Annotated in this window: 16 protein-coding genes; 7 read left to right on the plus strand and 9 right to left on the minus strand. The window is 35.8% G+C overall.

The genetic code is table 11. From position 1 onward, the window contains the following. The first annotated feature begins 44 nt into the window (after positions 1-44). A complete protein-coding gene (locus tag RLT85_RS07790; RefSeq protein ID WP_311401466.1) occupies positions 45-989 on the plus strand; it encodes an NAD-dependent epimerase/dehydratase family protein in 945 nt (314 codons plus the stop codon). Between the two features lie 103 nt (positions 990-1,092). Here the strand turns inward: RLT85_RS07790 and RLT85_RS07795 are convergent, their stop codons facing one another. From RLT85_RS07795 to RLT85_RS07820, 6 genes are all read right to left on the minus strand, one after another. Then, positions 1,093-1,602 (minus strand): PRC-barrel domain-containing protein, encoded by a 510-nt coding sequence (locus tag RLT85_RS07795; RefSeq protein ID WP_311401467.1) that lies wholly within the window; start codon positions 1,600-1,602, stop codon positions 1,093-1,095. After that, the gene (locus RLT85_RS07800) at positions 1,586-2,227 is read right to left on the minus strand and encodes a hypothetical protein (protein ID WP_311401468.1); all 642 of its coding nucleotides are present in this window, start codon (positions 2,225-2,227) and stop codon (positions 1,586-1,588) included. Before RLT85_RS07800 ends, RLT85_RS07795 begins: the two co-directional genes overlap by 17 nt. Before the next feature lie 408 nt (positions 2,228-2,635). Beyond that, positions 2,636-3,781: a methionine aminotransferase gene (locus RLT85_RS07805; RefSeq protein WP_311401469.1), complete on the minus strand. Its 1,146-nt coding sequence runs from the start codon at positions 3,779-3,781 to the stop codon at positions 2,636-2,638. 83 nt (positions 3,782-3,864) lie between these two features. Further along, entirely contained in the window at positions 3,865-4,611 is a 747-nt protein-coding gene (locus RLT85_RS07810) for a succinate dehydrogenase/fumarate reductase iron-sulfur subunit (RefSeq protein ID WP_311401470.1), read from the minus strand. A 66-nt stretch (positions 4,612-4,677) separates the two neighbouring features. Then, positions 4,678-6,681 (minus strand): fumarate reductase/succinate dehydrogenase flavoprotein subunit, encoded by a 2,004-nt coding sequence (locus RLT85_RS07815; protein ID WP_311401471.1) that lies wholly within the window; start codon positions 6,679-6,681, stop codon positions 4,678-4,680. Between the two features lie 11 nt (positions 6,682-6,692). Beyond that, entirely contained in the window at positions 6,693-7,355 is a 663-nt protein-coding gene (locus RLT85_RS07820) for a succinate dehydrogenase cytochrome b subunit (RefSeq protein ID WP_311401472.1), read from the minus strand. A 383-nt stretch (positions 7,356-7,738) separates the two neighbouring features. Here RLT85_RS07820 and RLT85_RS07825 point away from each other — a divergent pair, with 383 nt between their 5' ends. Continuing rightward, positions 7,739-8,656: a DnaJ C-terminal domain-containing protein gene (locus tag RLT85_RS07825; RefSeq protein ID WP_311401521.1), complete on the plus strand. Its 918-nt coding sequence runs from the start codon at positions 7,739-7,741 to the stop codon at positions 8,654-8,656. Next, complete coding sequence (locus tag RLT85_RS07830; RefSeq protein WP_311401473.1) at positions 8,656-8,943, plus strand: chaperone modulator CbpM; 288 nt, start codon at positions 8,656-8,658, stop codon at positions 8,941-8,943. Before RLT85_RS07825 ends, RLT85_RS07830 begins: the two co-directional genes overlap by 1 nt. Before the next feature lie 681 nt (positions 8,944-9,624). On the opposite strand, the gene RLT85_RS15125 is transcribed toward RLT85_RS07830, so the two are convergent. From RLT85_RS15125 to RLT85_RS07845, 3 genes are all read right to left on the minus strand, one after another. Next, complete coding sequence (locus tag RLT85_RS15125; protein ID WP_511381384.1) at positions 9,625-10,167, minus strand: Riean_0653 family protein; 543 nt, start codon at positions 10,165-10,167, stop codon at positions 9,625-9,627. 194 nt (positions 10,168-10,361) lie between these two features. Further along, complete coding sequence (locus tag RLT85_RS07840; RefSeq protein WP_311401475.1) at positions 10,362-12,914, minus strand: adenosylcobalamin-dependent ribonucleoside-diphosphate reductase; 2,553 nt, start codon at positions 12,912-12,914, stop codon at positions 10,362-10,364. A 483-nt stretch (positions 12,915-13,397) separates the two neighbouring features. Further along, complete coding sequence (locus RLT85_RS07845) at positions 13,398-14,948, minus strand: serine hydrolase (protein WP_311401476.1); 1,551 nt, start codon at positions 14,946-14,948, stop codon at positions 13,398-13,400. Positions 14,949-15,042: 94 nt separating this feature from the next. On the opposite strand from RLT85_RS07845, the gene RLT85_RS07850 reads away from it, so the two are divergent. From RLT85_RS07850 to RLT85_RS07860, 4 genes are all read left to right on the plus strand, one after another. Next, complete coding sequence (locus RLT85_RS07850) at positions 15,043-15,819, plus strand: alpha/beta fold hydrolase (protein WP_311401477.1); 777 nt, start codon at positions 15,043-15,045, stop codon at positions 15,817-15,819. A gap of 128 nt (positions 15,820-15,947) precedes the next feature. Next, positions 15,948-16,724 carry a hypothetical protein gene (locus RLT85_RS07855; RefSeq protein ID WP_311401478.1) on the plus strand — a complete coding sequence of 259 codons (777 nt, stop codon included), beginning with the start codon at positions 15,948-15,950 and terminating at the stop codon, positions 16,722-16,724. Between the two features lie 53 nt (positions 16,725-16,777). Next, on the plus strand, positions 16,778-16,957 hold the full coding sequence (locus RLT85_RS15080) for a PLDc N-terminal domain-containing protein (RefSeq protein WP_375712344.1): 180 nt from the start codon (positions 16,778-16,780) through the stop codon (positions 16,955-16,957). Positions 16,958-17,283: 326 nt separating this feature from the next. After that, a complete protein-coding gene (locus tag RLT85_RS07860; protein ID WP_311401479.1) occupies positions 17,284-17,940 on the plus strand; it encodes a hypothetical protein in 657 nt (218 codons plus the stop codon). The last annotated feature ends 174 nt before the right edge of the window (positions 17,941-18,114 follow it).

Consider the following 18,114-nt stretch of genomic DNA (forward strand, 5'->3'; position numbering starts at 1 on the left):
AAGCGAAAAAAGAAGTGCAAAATAAATTAAAATTTCAACTCATTATGGCTATAAAGACACTAATTATAGGAGCTTGCGGGCAAATAGGAACAGAACTTACTTTGGCATTGCGCGAAAAACATGGCAATGAAAATGTAATTGCTAGTGATATTAGAGAAGGAAGTAAGTCTTTAATGTCTTCTGGGCCTTTTGAAGTTTTAGATGCTACCAACTACAAAGCGATTGAAGATATTGTTTTGCATTACGAGGTAGAGGAAGTGTATCTTATGGCAGCCATGTTGAGCGCTACCGCAGAGAAATTCCCGATGAGAGGTTGGGAATTAAATATGAACTCGCTTTTTAACGTCCTTAATCTAGCCAAAGATAAAAAAGTATCTAAAGTTTTTTGGCCTTCAAGTATTGCTGTTTTTGGTCCTTCAACCCCCAAATTTGATACGCCACAAACTACGGTGATGGAGCCAACGACCGTTTACGGAATAAGTAAGCAAACCGGAGAACGTTGGTGTGAATATTACTTTAATAAATATGGCGTAGATGTAAGAAGTATTCGTTACCCAGGTTTAATTAGTTATAAAACCATGCCTGGCGGAGGAACTACGGATTATGCAGTAGAAATTTATCACGAAGCTTTAAAAGAAGGAAAATATACGTCCTTTTTAAGCGAAGAGACTGCGCTTCCTATGATGTTTATGGACGATGCCATTAAAGCGACCACTTCGTTAATGGAGACTAATGCAGATAACTTAACAATTCGTTCTTCGTATAACCTTGGCGGAATTAGTTTTACTCCAAAAAAATTGGCAGCAAGTATTCAAAAAGAAATTCCAGATTTCAAGATTGATTACGCACCAGACTTTAGACAACCTATCGCTGATTCTTGGCCTTCAAGTATAGATGATTCTCAGGCTCAAAAAGATTGGAACTGGAAACACGAGTACGATATCGATAAAATGACCAAAACGATGTTGGCAGGTTTGCGTAGTGAATAACTTTTGAGATATTTTACTTGCAAGGTTAATGGGATATGACCGTAAAAAATAAGCAAAAAAAAACCGAGGATTTTCCTCGGTTTTTTTTTGGTTATTTTAAAAGTTACTCATTTCTAGGGGTAAATTCTCCTCGTTCATATAAAGAATCATCTTCAGGATATTTTTCTTTATGCTCTCGGTTATAACTGCGCAAGACATTGTTTTCATAGGTTCTGTCAATTGGTGTATTAGGCTTAACCCTTTTCGTTTCAGCAAAAGTTTGATGATTTATTTTGTCTGAATAAACGACCTTATCATCTTCATTTAATCTGGCCAAACCAATAGGAATAATTAAATGATTTTCGCCATCATCGTTAAGAAACTCGTGTACATCATCCTTATTTGCTGCGCTTCCGTAGGGTTTATGATTAGCTTCGATAATAGATTTTTCTACCTCTACGTCTAAATATACAACGCGTTCAGAATTTTTATTCACTAAAAGACTATCCACTTTCCCTATAACACGGTGGTCTTTATCTTTTACTTCCCATCCGCGAACATCAGAATAACCATCTTCTACCGTATAGTCTGAAAGCTCATTGAGGTAATATAAATTTTTATTTTTCTTGTCCATAATTATTTTGTATTGAAGTTAATAAATCGCCAGCTTTTGTAAAGAATGCTTTTACATCATTTTTTTGGTCTAAGGTTGGCGTATCTACTTTAATATTTGAAACTGCATCATTTACTGCTTCCAATTGACTATCTAATTGAGGAAATTTCTCAGTCTGAATAGTCTTTAGAGCATTGGTAATATTACCAGCTGCATCTTTTATCTTATTGGCGTGAGACAGTGATTGTGGATCATTAGTAATTTCATTAGATAATTTATTGGCAGCATTCAAATCTGCATCAATATTAATATCTAATTCATCTGCTGTTTCTTTCGTAGCAGCAATCAACTTTGTTAATGCTGCACTTGAAAACTCATGATCGACTGTCATATTGGGATCTGAGATAAAAGTAGTGTAAGCATTAATATCTTTAGCATCTCTAAGATGAATGGTATCACTCATGGTTTGATTCACAGTATCTTTTTCTACAACTTGTTCTGTAGTGGTAACAGTATCATCTACATCATCCATATCATCTGTACCATCATTGGCAAAGACTAAGAAATAAATAATTGCTGCGAGAATGAGAATTCCCAATATCCAAGGCCAAATAGGAGCCTTCTTTTTAATTTTGATTTCAGCCATAATAAATTGAATTTTAGGTTAGTATACTTTTTTATTTCTGCTAAAGTACTTTTTTGAAGCTTTAATTGTCAAAAATGATTGAGAAATATTTGTTAAATAGCAATTAAAGAATTGCCAACGTATTTGGCTAGAAACTAAAATAAAATTTAATATTTATAATTAACTTAGATCTATAAGTAAATTAAGTCTAAATATTTTATAGATAATGCATTGAAAACACTATGAACTTACAATTAGCTCTGGCTTGAGGAAAATATACTTCGTTTTTAAGCGAAGAGACGGCGCTTCCTATGATGTATGTGGACGACGCTATTAAAGCGACAATTCGTTCATGGCGACTAATGCAGATAACTTAACAATTCGTTCTTCGTATAATCCTGGCGGAATTAGTTTTACTCCAAAGAGAATTTATAGCGTATTGATAATCTTGGCCGCTGCTTTTAGAGTTTCATCTTTTTTGGCGAAACAAAATCGCAGCATGTGATCGTCTTGTTTGTTCTTATTAAACACCGAAATGGGAATCGTAGCCAAACCTTTTTCTTGGATGAGTCTTAGAGCAAAGTCGGTGTCTTTTTCTTGTGAAATATTTTTGTAGGAAGCTGCCTGAAAGTACGTCCCTTCTGAAGGCGTAAACTCTAATCTTGACTCTTTGATAAGCGATAAAAAGTAATCTCTTTTCTGCTGATAAAAATCTCCCAACTGCATATAATGCTTTTCTTCCTGTAAATAATTGTTAATGGCTACTTGCATGGGATGGTTAACGCAAAAGACATTGTACTGATGTACTTTATTAAACTCCTTCATCATGGCTTTAGGCGCTACACAATAGCCCAATTTCCAGCCTGTCACATGAAAGGTCTTGCCAAAAGAGTAAGTGATAAAAGAACGTTCTGCTAATTTGGGAAAACGCGCTACGCTGTAATGCTGTTGGTCGTCATATACCAAATGCTCATAGACTTCATCGCTTAAAATAAAAATATTAGTGTTTTCTACAAGTTGTTGAAGCTGCTCTAAATCTTTTTTCTGAAGTATTTTTCCGCTGGGATTATGTGGAGAATTAATAATAATCATTTTCGTTTTCGAAGAAATCTTGGCAGCCACTTCTTCCCAATCGATTTTATAGCTTGGCGCTTGCATTTGAATGAGCACGGGTTTCCCTCCGTAAAGTTCAATCGCAGGTTCGTAGCAATCGTAAGCGGGTTTAAAGACAATTACTTCATCTTCGGCTTTTATAAAAGCCGAAATAGCCGTAAAAATAGCTTGAGTCGCACCAGCGGTGAGGGTAATGTTGGTTTCGGGTTGGTAATTGCTTCCGTAAAGAGTATTGAGCTTTTGGCATAAGGTTTTGCGCAAAGAAAAAATTCCCTGTAAAGGTGCATATTGATTTTTGCCATTTTGTAAAGCTTTAAAAACTTCTTCCAAAAGCACAGGATCTGGACTATAATTAGGAAAGCCCTGCGATAAATTAATCGCTTGATGCTCGTGCGCCAATTGACTCATTTTGGTAAATATGGTAGTTCCTATATGCGGAAGTTTGGAAGTGGGAAGTTTCATAAAATTGATTTTGAAATAAAATAAAAACAAAAAACCCCAAATTCAAAAGAATTTGAGGTTTTAAAATATATAGTTTAAACGGATTAACCTTCTGTAGTAGCGCCCATATATTCTCTATTCATACGAGCAATATTCTCTAAAGAAATTCCTTTAGGACATTCTATTTCACAAGCTCCTGTATTACTACAATTACCAAAGCCTTCTTCATCCATTTGTCTTACCATCGCTTGTACACGTTCTGCAGCCTCTACCTCTCCTTGCGGTAGTAAAGCATACTGAGAAACTTTAGCTGAGGTAAATAGCATAGCACTAGCATTTTTACAAGCTGCAACACAAGCTCCGCAACCAATACAAGTAGCAGCGTTAAAAGAGTCGTCTGCATTTTCTTTATTTACGGGCGTAGCATTTGCATCTACCGTATTTCCTGAAGTGTTTACAGAAACGTACCCTCCGGCTTGTTGAATACGATCAAAAGAAGAACGGTCTACAATTAAATCTTTTATTACAGGAAAAGCTTTTGCTCTAAAAGGCTCAATAGTAATGGTTTCTCCATCTTTAAAAGTTCTCATATGCAGTTGACAAGTCGTGATTAAACGATCTGGCCCGTGCGGTTCTCCGTTAATTTGTAAAGAACAAGATCCACAAATCCCTTCACGGCAATCGTGATCAAATTCTACGGGCTCTTCCCCTTTAGTTACCAACTCTTCATTCAGTATATCTAGCATTTCTAGAAAAGACATATCTCCCTCGATACCGTCGATAGGATAATCGACCATCTTTCCTTTTGTCTTGGCATTATCTTGGCGCCATATTTTTAGTGTAAGTTTCATATCTCTAATTTGATTAAAAAATTTGAAAATAAGCTCATTCAAATTAAGCTATTTCAAATTTTCAAATTATTTATAACTTCTCGTTTTCAATTCAATATTATTAAAAGTAAGCTCTTCTTTATGTAACCTCGCATCGCGTGGGTTACCAGTATATTCCCAAGCAGCTACATATTTAAAGTTTTCATCATCTCTTAAAGCTTCTCCCTCTTCCGTTTGGTACTCCTCTCTAAAGTGACCTCCACAAGATTCATCTCTATGCAAAGCATCTTTAGCAAAAAGCTCTCCTAATTCTAAGAAATCAGCTACACGACCAGCTTTTTCAAGCTCGGCGTTTTTGGTACCTTCTTTCCCAGTCACCTTTACATTTGCCCAAAAATCTTCGCGTAAAGCTTTAATTTCATCTAAGGCAGATTGTAAGTCGGTCGCATTTCTGGCCATTCCACACTTGTTCCACATGATCTTCCCTAATATTTTGTGGTAATGATCTACAGAGTGTTTTCCACTCGCTTTCATCAAGCGATCAATTTTATCTCTAACGTCCTTCTCGGCAGCATCAAATTCAGCAGAATCTGTTGGGATTGCTCCTGTTCTAATGTCTTTAGAAAGGTAATCTCCAATGGTGTAGGGAAGCACGAAATAACCATCGGCTAAACCTTGCATTAATGCCGAAGCCCCTAAACGGTTTGCACCGTGATCAGAGAAGTTAGCTTCTCCCGTCGCATAGCAGCCAGGAATAGTGGTTTGTAGGTTGTAATCTACCCAAAGACCTCCCATAGTATAGTGTACCGCTGGGTAAATCATCATTGGTGTTTCGTATGGATTCTGATCTACAATCTTTTGATACATTTGGAATAAGTTACCGTATTTAGATTCGATAATCTCTTTTCCTAGTTTAGTAACTTCTTCTTCCGAAGGATTTTTATGTCCGTGTTTAAAAGCGGCCTCTTTTCCGTAACGCTCAATTGCGCTCTTAAAATCAAGGTAAACTGCCGCTCCCGTTTTATTTACTCCAAAGCCAGCATCACAACGTTCTTTGGCTGCTCTAGAAGCCACATCACGCGGTACTAAGTTACCAAAAGCGGGATATCTTCTTTCTAAGTAGTAATCTCTTTCGTCTTCGCTCAAATCGGTAGGCTTCTTTTTGCCTTCACGAATTGCTTTTACATCTTCTTTAGTTTTAGGCACCCAAATTCTTCCATCATTACGAAGAGACTCAGACATCAACGTTAATTTTGATTGGTGATCTCCCGAAACTGGAATACAAGTAGGGTGAATTTGTGTATAACAAGGGTTAGCAAAGTAAGCTCCTCTACGGTGTGCTCTCCAAGCTGCCATTACATTACTTCCCATCGCATTGGTCGATAAGAAAAATACGTTTCCGTATCCTCCAGAAGCAATCACTACAGCGTGAGCCGAGTGACGTTCAATTTCTCCCGTTACCATATCTCGTGCAATAATTCCTCTCGCTTTTCCGTCAACTAACACTAAATCCATCATTTCATGACGGTTGAAAGACTGAATCTTTCCGCGGTTAATCTGGCGGTTCATCGCAGAATAGGCTCCTAATAAAAGTTGCTGTCCAGTTTGACCTTTAGCGTAAAAAGTTCGAGATACCAACACCCCTCCAAAAGAACGGTTGTCTAATAACCCACCATATTCACGCGCAAAAGGAACTCCTTGAGCCACACATTGATCAATAATATTTCCAGAAACTTCGGCAAGACGGTAAACGTTAGCTTCTCTAGAGCGGTAATCTCCACCTTTTACGGTATCATAAAATAAACGGTAGTTAGAATCTCCATCTCCCTGATAGTTCTTAGCAGCATTAATTCCGCCTTGAGCGGCAATAGAGTGCGCACGACGAGGAGAATCTTGGTAGCAAAACGTTTTTACATTATAGCCTAATTCTGCCAAAGTCGCAGCAGCACTACCTCCTGCCAAACCTGTACCCACCATAATCACATCTATATTACGTTTGTTGGCAGGGTTTACCAGGTTAATTTCGTTTTTATGTTTGGTCCATTTATCGGCCAAAGGGCCTTCTGGTATTTTTGAGTCTAAAATTGACATAATCTTATGAATTATAGGTGATTAATATAGTGAAATATGGCTATAAAAATGAACCCTAATGGAATAATAATAGCAAAGGCTTTAGTGAAACCTTGTAAGGCTTTTGAATATTTGTTGTTAAATCCAACCGATTGGAAGGAAGAAGCAAAACCGTGCAATAAGTGTAACATCAAAAAGATGAATGAAATCACATAAAGACCCACTCTTATTGGGTTTTCAAATTTTGCGATCGTTTCCTCATAATAACGTGTAGGGTCATCTGGATTGGATTCAACATATTTATGCACTAATTCTGGAAACCAGAAGTCATAAAAGTGTAAACCTAAGAAAGCTAAAATTACAATCCCAGAATAGATCATATTTCTAGACATCCAGCTAGAGTTAGCAGAGCCATTGTAGTTTTTGTACCCTATATCTCTTGCATTTCTATTTTGAATTTCTAAGGTAAGTCCCATAATAAAATGAAAAACCACACCAAAAATCAATATAGGTTGTAAGATAGCTTGCACTACAAAGTTGGTTCCCATAAAGTGAGAAAACTCATTAAATATTTCGGGACTAATGACCGATGTAATATTAATGGTAAAGTGTTGCAGTAAGAAAAAGACAAGAAAAAGTCCAGATAATGCCATAGCAAATTTTCTTGCTACAGACGATTTTAAAATTCCACCCATTGGTTAAAAATGTTTAAGTAATAAAATATCTACAAAAGTACATTGGAGTAGGCTCATAGACAAACTTTAAGCCGTCTTTGACCTAATTTAGAACTAGTATTAACAATTTTATACCGCTTGTGGAAGTAAACTATCATCTCTTTTTTTGCCAAAAACAGTAATATAGCATATAAGACGAAGATAAATTTATGTTCATTTGGATACTATTCCTTTCAATTTTGCTAGTATCTTAACAATTTTAAAAGCTTTAATTTAGTATCTTACCCAGTATAATATGGGCGCAACCCTATCGGGTCAGGCTATTCGTTACAACTCCGTTGGCTTAAAAAGCCATCCGGGGTTTTCACTGCTATCCTTTGCGCAAAAAAATGAGTTTTATCTCTATGGATTTTATAGATTATTATCAACTTTTGGGAATCGATAAATCGGCTAGCCAGGCAGAAATCAAAAAAGCTTACCGCAAGATGGCAAGAAAACACCATCCAGATTTACATCCCAATGATGCCGATGCACAAAAAAGATTTCAGCAACTCAATGAAGCGAACGAGGTTTTAAGCGACCCCAAAAAACGAAAAAAATACGATGCCCACGGTAAAAATTGGGAACAAGCAGAGCAATACGAGCAAGCAAGACAGCAGCAGTCGCGCTCTCAACAATCTTCTAGAGCTGGCGGTTTTAATGGCGGAGAACAATACTCCGGTAATTTTGAGGATGACACGTTTTCTGACTTTTTTGAAGAAATGTTTGGAGGCCGCGCTAGAAGTCAGGGGGCACATAGAAGTCCGCAGTTTAAAGGACAAGATGTGCAAGCAAGGCTTCAGCTTAATTTAACCGATGTTTATAAAAGTCAGAAACAGGTGGTTAACGTCAACGGTAAAAAAATAAGATTTAGCATTCCTGCCGGAGTAGAAAATGAGCAAACCATAAAAATTAAAGGATATGGAGGCGATGGTGTTGAAGGTGGTCCCAAAGGAGATTTATACATTACTTTCCATATTCATAACAATTCCGCTTTTAAGCGAGAAAAAGCAAACTTATATAAAACCATAGAAGTAGATTTATATACCGCATTGTTAGGTGGAGAAATTACGATAGATACCATGGACGGAAAAGTGAAATTGACTTTAAAGCCCGAAACTCAATCTGGAGCTCAAGTAAAACTTAAGGGAAAAGGTTTTTCTAAATATAAGAAAGAGAAAGAGTTTGGAGACTTGTACATTACCTACCAAGTTAAAATCCCGACTCATTTAACCGAAAAGGAAAAGGACTTATTTAAGGAACTTCAAAAACTAAGATCGTGATGGAAAGAGAGTATATAGAAGTAAAAGAGATTTGTGTGGTGTACCAAGTGGAACATCATTTTATACAGCAACTTCGCGATAGTGGTCTTTTAGAGCTGGTTTTGATTGAACAAAAACACTATTTGCCTTACCAGTTTATTCCTAGATTCGAAAAATTGAAGCGTTTACATTACGAGCTAGAAATTAATATAGAAGGATTAGAAGCCATAGAAAATTTATTGGAAAGGGTAGAAAAGCTTCAAGAACAAAACAGGCAATTAAAAAACAAGTTGTCTATTTATGAGTAACGAATTTTAAATCCCTCTAGGAATATCGTTGACTCAAGAATTGTCCAAATCTAGTGCGCGATTGTATCTCGTTTCGTTCAGAACCCTGAAAAAGCTTTTTTCTCGTTGTAAATCTTAGAACAATATTTTTAGATTCGGCACAACCACCCCTTTTCACAAGTGAAAAATTCCCCTTCTTTACTCAAGGAGGGGAGCTTTTAAAAGTATGAAGCAGAAGGCCGTATTAAAAAGTTCCTTCCCTTTTTTAAAGGAAGAGCCTGTGCTGGACGTTAGTCGAAGTATGACATTGCATAGCAATGACGGAGGGGTTTTATACGCAACCAAATCTGGTGCGCGATTGTATCTCGTTCCTTACAAAATCTTGAAAGAGTTTCTTTCTTGTTTTAAACTTTAGAACTACTTTTTTAGATCCGGCACAACCACCCCTTTTTTCACAAGTGAAAAATTCCCCTCCTTTACTCAAGGAGGGGAGCTTTTGCTGAGTTTAACGAAGTACAGTACAATATAATTTAGCTTATAGGAACTACAAGGATTCCTTCCCTTTTTTAAAGGAAGAGCCTGTGCTGGGCGTTAGTCGAAGTATGACATTGCATAGCAATGACGGAGGGGTTTTATACGCAACCAAAGCTAAGTGCTAAAAGAATTTGCTTTTTCATTTTTGGTTGTTTTTAGTGTTAAATATTATGGTATAAATAAGGTATCAAATCGTCCTTTCCTTATTTTAATGGTATCGCCCGTAAAGGGGTCTGGTAAATCCATCTCAAAAGTTCCTGACACGATGTATTCTTGTACATCTAATTTGGTGATGGTTAATTCTCCTGTAAAGTTTTCACTTGTATAAGACGTATTATAATTATTTACATCTGAAACACCCCCCCCCCCTCCATATGCACTACTATCTGTAGATTTTTCTAATAAGTAATTTACATTTTCTAACAAAGTAATATTAGATGACTTTAAATATAAGTTTTGAGGGTAATTATTTTCATTTTCTCCACCAATCCCAAAGTAATATCCACCATCCACATATTGGTAATAGCAGTTAAAATAGGCATTATTGGCAATAAAGGGTTGACCGTTGACCAGACAGGCGAAAATACCACGTCCAATTTGTGTGGCTTTTGGTAATTGGCTTACGGGGTCTTTAACTTGGTCGTCGTCTTTGTTGCAAGCAGTAAAACTAAGTATAGCAAGAAGTAAAATAAGTAAGTTTTTTATAGCAATCTGTCTTTTAGATGTTTAAATATAGAAAAAAAGTTTTCTGTGCTTCTTTTTTAAACAGAAAATTTCTTCTATTAAAAAAATAAGCATAAAAAAACTCCGAATCAATTCCCTTAAAAAGGACTCGATTCGGAGTTTTTTATAAATTGTCATTTCGACCTAGGAGAAATCTTTTTTCTAAGAATAAAGATTCTTCTCTATCCGCATTTAGAAGATCCGCAATCTTTACAAGTCAAGCAGCCTTCTTGGTAAATAAGCGATGTACTATTACAGTTTTCACATTTCTGTTTTGTGGCTTCTGTCCCATCGGCAACGTAGCGTTTTAAGGCTCTGGCAACTCCGTTCTTCCAAGTATTGATGCTTTCGTTGTCTAATTGTAAGCTATTAATCAAGTCAACGGCTTTTACAATCGGCATTCCATGGCGAAGTGTACTAGAGATTAATTTCGCATAGTTCCAAAATTCAGGATTAAACTTATGAGAAAGTCCTTCAATAGTAGTTTTGTAGCCTCTTTTGTTTTCATATTGAAAATCGTAACGCGAAGTTCCGTCTTCATTTCTATTTTTAATAATTACTCCTTCGCCTACCCAACGCGGAATTAAGATTCCGTCTTCATCATCTGCAAAACCTGTAAATATTTCATAAGGTTTGTCATCAATCAATCCAATAAAAGCAATCCATTTGTCTTTGTTGTTTTGAAAGCGTACTACGTCTGCTCTTAAAACCTCAGGACGTTTGGTAGGAAAAGTAGTCAAGGTATCTTTGCTCTCTTCTTTCTTCTCGTCATTAGAGATTAGAACGCCAGAACGCGAACCATCACGGTAGACGGTAACACCTTTACAACCTGCTTGCCAAGCTTCTAAATAAAGCTTTCCTACCAAAGCTTCTGTAGCATCGTTTGGTAAATTGATGGTTACCGAAATAGAGTGATCTACCCATTTTTGTACCGCACCTTGCATTCTTACTTTGCTTAACCAATCTACATCGTTAGAAGTGGCTTTATAATAAGGAGACTTCTCAACGATTTTATTTAATTCTTGCTGACTGTAATTCTTGTCGGTGGCAATGCCATTGATTTCCATCCACTGCTTAAAGCGGTGGTGAAAAACTACGTATTCTTCCCAGCTATCACCTACCTCATCTACAAAATCTACACGTGCATTTTTATCATTAGGGTTTACTTTTCTTCTTCTTTTGTAAACAGGCATAAAAACAGGCTCGATTCCAGAACTCGTCTGCGTCATCAAACTTGTAGTTCCTGTTGGGGCGATGGTTAATAAAGCAATATTTCTTCTACCGTATTCTAGCATATCATAATATAGCTTTTCATCGGCTTCTTTAAGACGAAGTATAAATGGGTTTTCTTTTTCTCTTTCTGAATCAAATATTTTAAAAGCACCTCTTTCTTTTGCAGCATATACCGAAGCACGGTAGGCTTCAATCGCTAGCGTTTTATGAATTTCTACAGAAAAATCATTTCCTTCTTGACTACCATATTGGATACCCAAAGCAGCAAGCATATCGCCTTCCGCAGTAATTCCTATTCCAGTTCTTCTTCCTTCTTCCGCTTTATGCTTAATATTAGACCATAAATTTCTTTCTACCGCTTTAACTTCGTCTGTTTGTGGATCGGCATCAATTTTTGCGAGGATAGCATCTACTTTTTCAAGTTCCAAATCAATAATATCATCCATGATTTTTTGAGCAATCACAATATTCTTTTTGAAAAGCTCAAAGTTAAATTCGGCTTTATCGGTGAAAGGATTTTCTACGTAAGAAAATAAATTAATCGCAAGCAAACGACAAGAATCGTAAGGACAAAGAGGGATTTCTCCACAAGGATTCGTAGAAACCGTTTTGTATCCTAAATCTGCATAACAATCTGGCACCGACTCATTAATAATAGTATCCCAGAAAAGAATACCGGGTTCGGCAGATTTCCACGCATTGTGTACTATTTTCTTCCAAAGTTTATCTGCTTTAATCTCATGGGTATTTTTAGGATTTTCACTAAAAATTGGATATTTCTGAGTGTAATTTTTCCCATCTTTCACTGCTTGCATAAACGCATCGTCCATACGTACAGAAACATTAGCACCTGTTACTTTTCCCTGCTCCATTTTGGCATCGATAAAATCTTCAGAATCTGGGTGATTAATTGATACAGAAAGCATTAAAGCGCCACGACGTCCATCTTGAGCCACTTCGCGCGTAGAATTAGAGTAACGCTCCATAAAAGGAACAATCCCTGTAGAGGTTAAAGCTGAATTTTTTACGGGAGAACCTTTGGGGCGTATATGAGAAAGATCGTGACCAACACCACCTCTTCGTTTCATTAATTGTACTTGTTCTTGATCTATTTTCATTATCCCGCCATAAGAATCAGATTCTCCTTTGTTTCCAATCACAAAACAGTTGGAAAGTGAACCAATTTGATACGGATTACCAATTCCTGCCATCGGACTTCCTTGAGGCACGATGTATTTAAAATCTTTGATGGCGTCAAAAACTTCTTCTTCGGATAACGGATTTGTATATCGCTGCTCGACACGCGCAATTTCTTTTGCGATACGACGGTGCATCTCATTCGGATTTTTTTCGTAGATATTTCCAGCAGAATCTTTAAGAGCGTATTTATTTACCCAAACGCGCGCGGCAAGGTCATCGCCTTTAAAGTATTCTAAAGAAGCTTCAAAAGCTTCTTCTTGGGTGTATTTTTTTAGAGTAGATTGGGCGGCTTTTACTGGCATAAAGTATGGTGTTAATAGTGTTATGTAATGTATATTTTAAAGAAGGTAAATATAGGAATATTGAAAGATTAAATTGAAATTAAATTTTAAAGTTATCAAAAAAAATTGTTAGCAAGTTGATATTCAGTTTTCTAATATTGGCAGCGGGTAAAAAAGTTCACAAATTGTGAATTTTATTTTGGAATTGTCATTTCGTTTATTTTAAGTAAAATCTTTCTATTTTTCCTAAAAAAGCTGAATCCTTAGCACTCAATATTTTAGATTCTAAACGCTGCAATGGGAAAGAATTTGCGCTGCCGCGGAAGTATATGTAGATTATTTATTTGTGTAGAATTACATCAAATTTTTACAGAATTCATAATGGTAAAAAAACAAGCCCAAATTATTTTCTAATCACTAGAAAATAATTTGGGCTTAAAAAAGAAAGTATTTATCAATTAAAGATACTCTTTATTAGTTTACGAGAACAATTCCGCGAAAGCGTTATTCTTTTACTCGTGTAAAATGCAAGTCACCAAAATCAAAACTGAAGTCGGTGATGGGAGCAATATATTTCATGCGGGCACTTTGGGCTTTTCCTTTTTCATCTAAAGTGAAAAGAACAAACACATCGGCATCAAAACTTCTATTTTTCCATTTGGCTACATAGGTGGTTTCAGAATAAGGTAATAATTCTCCTGTAAGCTGCGGATTTCTTTCTGAAGTGATTTTTAAGGCATTTCCATTTTCAGTAATTGTTACTTTTCCAAACCAAGCATCTTCATAAGTTCCTGTAGTTTGCTGCGCCTTTAAAACCGTCGGTTTGTTTTTGTAACTTTCTACTTTCTGGTAAACTGCTTTTTTTATGCTGTCGTTATAGGTAATCCATTCGTTGTTTCTTTTACTGTTTTTCTCAACCCAGTCTCTGTCTTTATAGCCTAAATAACTGTCTTTTATGGTATTGGTAATGCTGCTAAATGCGCCGCCAATCATTTGGTTAGTCAGTACTACAATCCCTAAATCTAGCTCGGGGATTAAGGTAAATTGGGTTACGGTTCCCAATAAACCGCCTGTGTGAGATACTTGCTTGTAGCCTTTTACATCGCTTACAAACCAGCCAAGAGAATAGCCATAAAAGTGCGTGTTGTAGTCGTTATCTTTGCTCACAGGTAATGGCGTTTGCAATTGCCATAATTGATGCATTTGCTTTTCGCTTAATATACGTTCTCCATTTTGGGTTACGGCGTCGTTCATTAAAAACTTGGCCCAGATGAGCATATCAGTGACGTTACTCATAATTCCGCCAGCGGGATTGGCTAAATCGCTCCAATCATGAGGAATCTGAATTACTTCTCCCTCGGTTCTTGTATGCGCATCAATAATATTCGACTTGTCGGTCACACGGCTATAAGAAGCTTTACTGTTTTTCATCCCTACAGGTTCTAGGATTCGAGTTTCAATAAACTCATCCCAAGTTTTTCCGCTTACGCGATGAATCACTTCTCCCGCAATAATAAACATATTGTTGTTGTATTTAAACTCGCTTCTAAAAGAACTTTCAGGTTCTAGTTGGCTCACATTTGCAAGAACATCGTCTATGGTAAAATCTCCGCCTTCGGGAAAAAACATTAAATCTCCAGCGCCCAGACTTAATCCGCTGCGATGGGTAACCAAATCTCTAACGGTAAATTCTTCGGTAACCCAAGCATCTGGCATTTTAAATTCTGGAATGTGTTTTCTTACCTTATCATCCCAGTTTAATTTACCTTCATCTACCAAAATCCCCAAAGCGAAACATGTAAAACCTTTGGAATTGGAAGCTACGCCTACCAATGTATTTTGGTTCATGTCTTTTTTGTTGGTTAGCGAGCGTACACCGTGACCTTTGGCATAAACTACCTTATCGTCTTTAATTATCCCTACTGAAATGCCAGGAACATCAAAACTTTCTAAGGTGTTTTCAATAAGTCGGTCTAATTTTTTTTCTTTGATTTGCGCCGTAAGGTTTAACGTGAATAAACATAAACCTAGAGATAGAACTTTTACAATTTTCATAGAAATGTATTGTTTTTAGGGAAGAACTCGTTTCAACTTTTAGCGAATGCAAAAAATATAAATGAGTTCTAAAAAAAGAATCTATTTTTGCCGAATGCAAAAATTTATACCTTACAAAAATATACAAATTGCGTATACGGCTCAAGGAAAGGGCGAAACAATCGTACTATTACATGGCTTTTTAGAGAATTCTAGTATGTGGGAAGCGATAACTCCTGTTCTAGAGAAAACGCATAAAGTAATTAGTATTGATTTGCTAGGTCACGGCAACACGCCGCGTTTGGGGTATATTCATACCATGCAAGAAATGGCGCAAACGGTTAATCACGTGCTTCATCACCTTAAAATAGAGCATGCTATTTTTATAGGTCATTCTATGGGAGGTTATGTGGTTCTCGCTTTCGCGGAATTATTTCCGTTAAGAATAAAAAAAATGCTGCTTTTGAATTCTACTCCATTAGCCGATTCTCCCGAACGTGTGGCCAATAGAAACCGAGCCATTCGTTTGGTGAAGCAAAATAAAGATGCATTTGTGAGCATGGCGATTACCAATTTATTTGGAAAAGAAAGCCAAGAGCAATTGCGAGAAAAAATAAACACACTCATTAAAGAAGCTCAGCAAATGCCCACCGAAAATATTGTGGCGGCGATGGAAGGTTTAAAGTCTAGAAAGGACAGAAGCCAAGTTTTAAAAACATTTCTCGGTGAGAAAATATTTCTAGCAGGCGAAGAAGATGAAATTGTACTCTTAGAAAGTTTGCAGCAACTTGCCCAAAAAACCCATACGCCACTTAAGGTTTTTAAAGGCGGACATATGTCACATCTAGAAGCTGAAGAGGAATTGTTGAGGTTTTTCAGAAAACTCGATTAAAAACAAATAAAGTAGTTAATTTGAAAATAAATTCCTTAAAATTTTGTTAAGTCTTTTTTTTTTTTTTTGATTTGCAGCCGTGTTTGGCCAAGCACCCTAAATTTTAATATCAACTTATAAATTAAAAAATGAAAAATTTATTTAAAGTGCCATTTGCTATGTTGTTAGTAAGTGTGTTATTTGTTTCTTGTAGTATAGAAGAGAATGAAAGTAACAAATCAAAATACAAACAAACTGCCTTAGATAGTGAATATGGTTCTAGAGGAGTTCAAGATAATCTATTTGCAAGAGTATTAGAAGACAGTAAAATAACCTATGTAGATGAATTCTCAGAATATTTAAACAATTTGAGATTTCAGCAGATTTCTTTTATTGAAAAGAATTCAAATAATATAGTCTTTGAAGTTAAAAGTTCCAAAGTAATGGTAAATGCAAAATCTATAAATTTATCTGAACAAGTTTTAAAATTATCTAAATTTAAAAATGTATATAAATTAACTGATAATTCTAGTAATTTTTCTGTAAATTTTGATGCAACAAGTTCAATGTGGTCATTAACTCTTGGTGACGAAATAATTCCTTTTTCTGAGTTAAACAATGAAATGATTGATGAACATGAAGACATTAAAAAATATCCTGTTTACAGTGGAATTATCGCTGAGTTTGTCTTTAAACATTTAGAGGTTTTTGATTCAAGTACGGTTTCTGGTAAGCATGAGACTGTAGCAGTAGGATTTCATAATAGTGTAAATAATGCTAATTATTTCTGCGGCAAGTCACACTCAGAAATTTTGGCAAACCATCCGGGGTGGTGTTCGCCAGGAGTATCTATATCTTGTTTGTGGGACGAACATCTTTGTGTTTGTACAGCAGATTATTATTCTGGAGATGATTGTACAGATTAAATATTAACTTAAAATACAAAATTATGACTTTATTGGATCCGACGGTATTTTACATGCTTCTTATAGTAAATTTTTTACTTATTTTATATGGTTTATATTGCATTTTAAATAAAGTACATAATTCTTTGTCTAAAGTGTTATGGATTTTTTTAATACTATTTTTACCTATAATTGGAAGTTTAATAGCTATTTTAAATTTCAATTTCTTTGATAAAAAAGTTATTAGATCTTAAAATTAGCAATAATGTTAAATTAAAAAACCAGCTCGATCGAGCTGGTTTTTCGGTTTTAGTTGATTGATGTCTAACTAGGTTAAAAAGGTCTTTAGGTTAATTGTGCACTATTTTGGGGGCAAAAAGGTGTGGATTAATGGTTTTCTAAACGGTTTACATTCGGGGGTGTTTATATAAAATTTAGTGTTGTGGCTACTTGTTTTATAAATTTCGACCTTTAGTATGAACATCTTTTCCTTGTTTTCAAATATAGGCTAGAGATGGAGTGAGACCTTAAAATTGTCTGTATTTTACTAATTTAACACGAATTGTTATATATTTAACAAATGAAAACAATTAGTCAATGTGTTGAGGAGATTTTGGTGCAACAATCTTTTTTAGAAGAAGCTTTGCAGCGAAAAATTATTAATTATACCGCTTTAGCGGAAGAATTGCGCGAACCTATAAGTCAAATGTTACGCAAACCTGTAAAAGTAGGAGCGATTATGATGGCCTTAAGACGGTATCAAAACCCTTCTAACTTAAGAAGCTCTTCCCACGTAAAAGGGGCTTTGCGACAAATGGGCGATATCACGTTAAAATCTAATCTGTTTGCGTTCACCTTTAAGAATTCTGTCTCTTTAATTGAAAGTCATCGTTTATTGCTGGATTATGTGGCTTCCAATCCGCATTTGTTCTATGCATTTACTAGAGGCTTAGTGGAGAGTAACCTGATGATTTCGGGAACTGAAAAAGAAAAAGTAGATGAGGTCTTTGCAAAAGAAATTTTATTGGATAGACGCGGGGGCTTAGCAGCGCTTAATGTGCAGTTGCCGCAAAACAACTATAAAATAGCAGGTTTGTATTATCAGTTTTTTAAGCAATTGGCTTGGAGTGGCGTTACGGTATATGAGGTGGTTTCTACTCGTAATGAAATCACCATCTTGGTAGAAGATGCTGTAATCGAAAAAGCTTTTTCAGCCATTAAAAGTTTGAAGAATTAAACAATTAAGGCTTTATTCGTAAATTAATATTTAATTAAATATACAATGAAAAATCTTGAGATAACTTCGTACCTACTTGTTGCTATAAGCTTCTTCTTAGTGCTTTATTATGGCTTAGATAAAATTCTAGAGTTCTCTTTGTATATGGCTGTTTTCGTTTTTGTGTTACCAATA

The sequence above is a fragment of the Mesonia ostreae genome, from assembly GCF_031845265.1.
Classification (GTDB): domain Bacteria; phylum Bacteroidota; class Bacteroidia; order Flavobacteriales; family Flavobacteriaceae; genus Mesonia; species Mesonia ostreae.

What these genes read in the sequence shown, in the direction of transcription:
- RLT85_RS07790 (WP_311401466.1), top strand. Translation starts at nt 45, where the DNA reads ATGGCTATAAAGACACTAATTATAGGAGCTTGCGGGCAAATAGGAACA.
- RLT85_RS07795 (WP_311401467.1), bottom strand. Translation starts at nt 1,602, where the DNA reads ATGGACAAGAAAAATAAAAATTTATATTACCTCAATGAGCTTTCAGAC.
- RLT85_RS07800 (WP_311401468.1), bottom strand. Translation starts at nt 2,227, where the DNA reads ATGGCTGAAATCAAAATTAAAAAGAAGGCTCCTATTTGGCCTTGGATA.
- RLT85_RS07805 (WP_311401469.1), bottom strand. Translation starts at nt 3,781, where the DNA reads ATGAAACTTCCCACTTCCAAACTTCCGCATATAGGAACTACCATATTT.
- RLT85_RS07810 (WP_311401470.1), bottom strand. Translation starts at nt 4,611, where the DNA reads ATGAAACTTACACTAAAAATATGGCGCCAAGATAATGCCAAGACAAAA.
- RLT85_RS07815 (WP_311401471.1), bottom strand. Translation starts at nt 6,681, where the DNA reads ATGTCAATTTTAGACTCAAAAATACCAGAAGGCCCTTTGGCCGATAAA.
- RLT85_RS07820 (WP_311401472.1), bottom strand. Translation starts at nt 7,355, where the DNA reads ATGGGTGGAATTTTAAAATCGTCTGTAGCAAGAAAATTTGCTATGGCA.
- RLT85_RS07825 (WP_311401521.1), top strand. Translation starts at nt 7,739, where the DNA reads ATGGATTTTATAGATTATTATCAACTTTTGGGAATCGATAAATCGGCT.
- RLT85_RS07830 (WP_311401473.1), top strand. Translation starts at nt 8,656, where the DNA reads ATGGAAAGAGAGTATATAGAAGTAAAAGAGATTTGTGTGGTGTACCAA.
- RLT85_RS07840 (WP_311401475.1), bottom strand. Translation starts at nt 12,914, where the DNA reads ATGCCAGTAAAAGCCGCCCAATCTACTCTAAAAAAATACACCCAAGAA.
- RLT85_RS07845 (WP_311401476.1), bottom strand. Translation starts at nt 14,948, where the DNA reads ATGAAAATTGTAAAAGTTCTATCTCTAGGTTTATGTTTATTCACGTTA.
- RLT85_RS07850 (WP_311401477.1), top strand. Translation starts at nt 15,043, where the DNA reads ATGCAAAAATTTATACCTTACAAAAATATACAAATTGCGTATACGGCT.
- RLT85_RS07855 (WP_311401478.1), top strand. Translation starts at nt 15,948, where the DNA reads ATGAAAAATTTATTTAAAGTGCCATTTGCTATGTTGTTAGTAAGTGTG.
- RLT85_RS15080 (WP_375712344.1), top strand. Translation starts at nt 16,778, where the DNA reads ATGCTTCTTATAGTAAATTTTTTACTTATTTTATATGGTTTATATTGC.
- RLT85_RS07860 (WP_311401479.1), top strand. Translation starts at nt 17,284, where the DNA reads ATGAAAACAATTAGTCAATGTGTTGAGGAGATTTTGGTGCAACAATCT.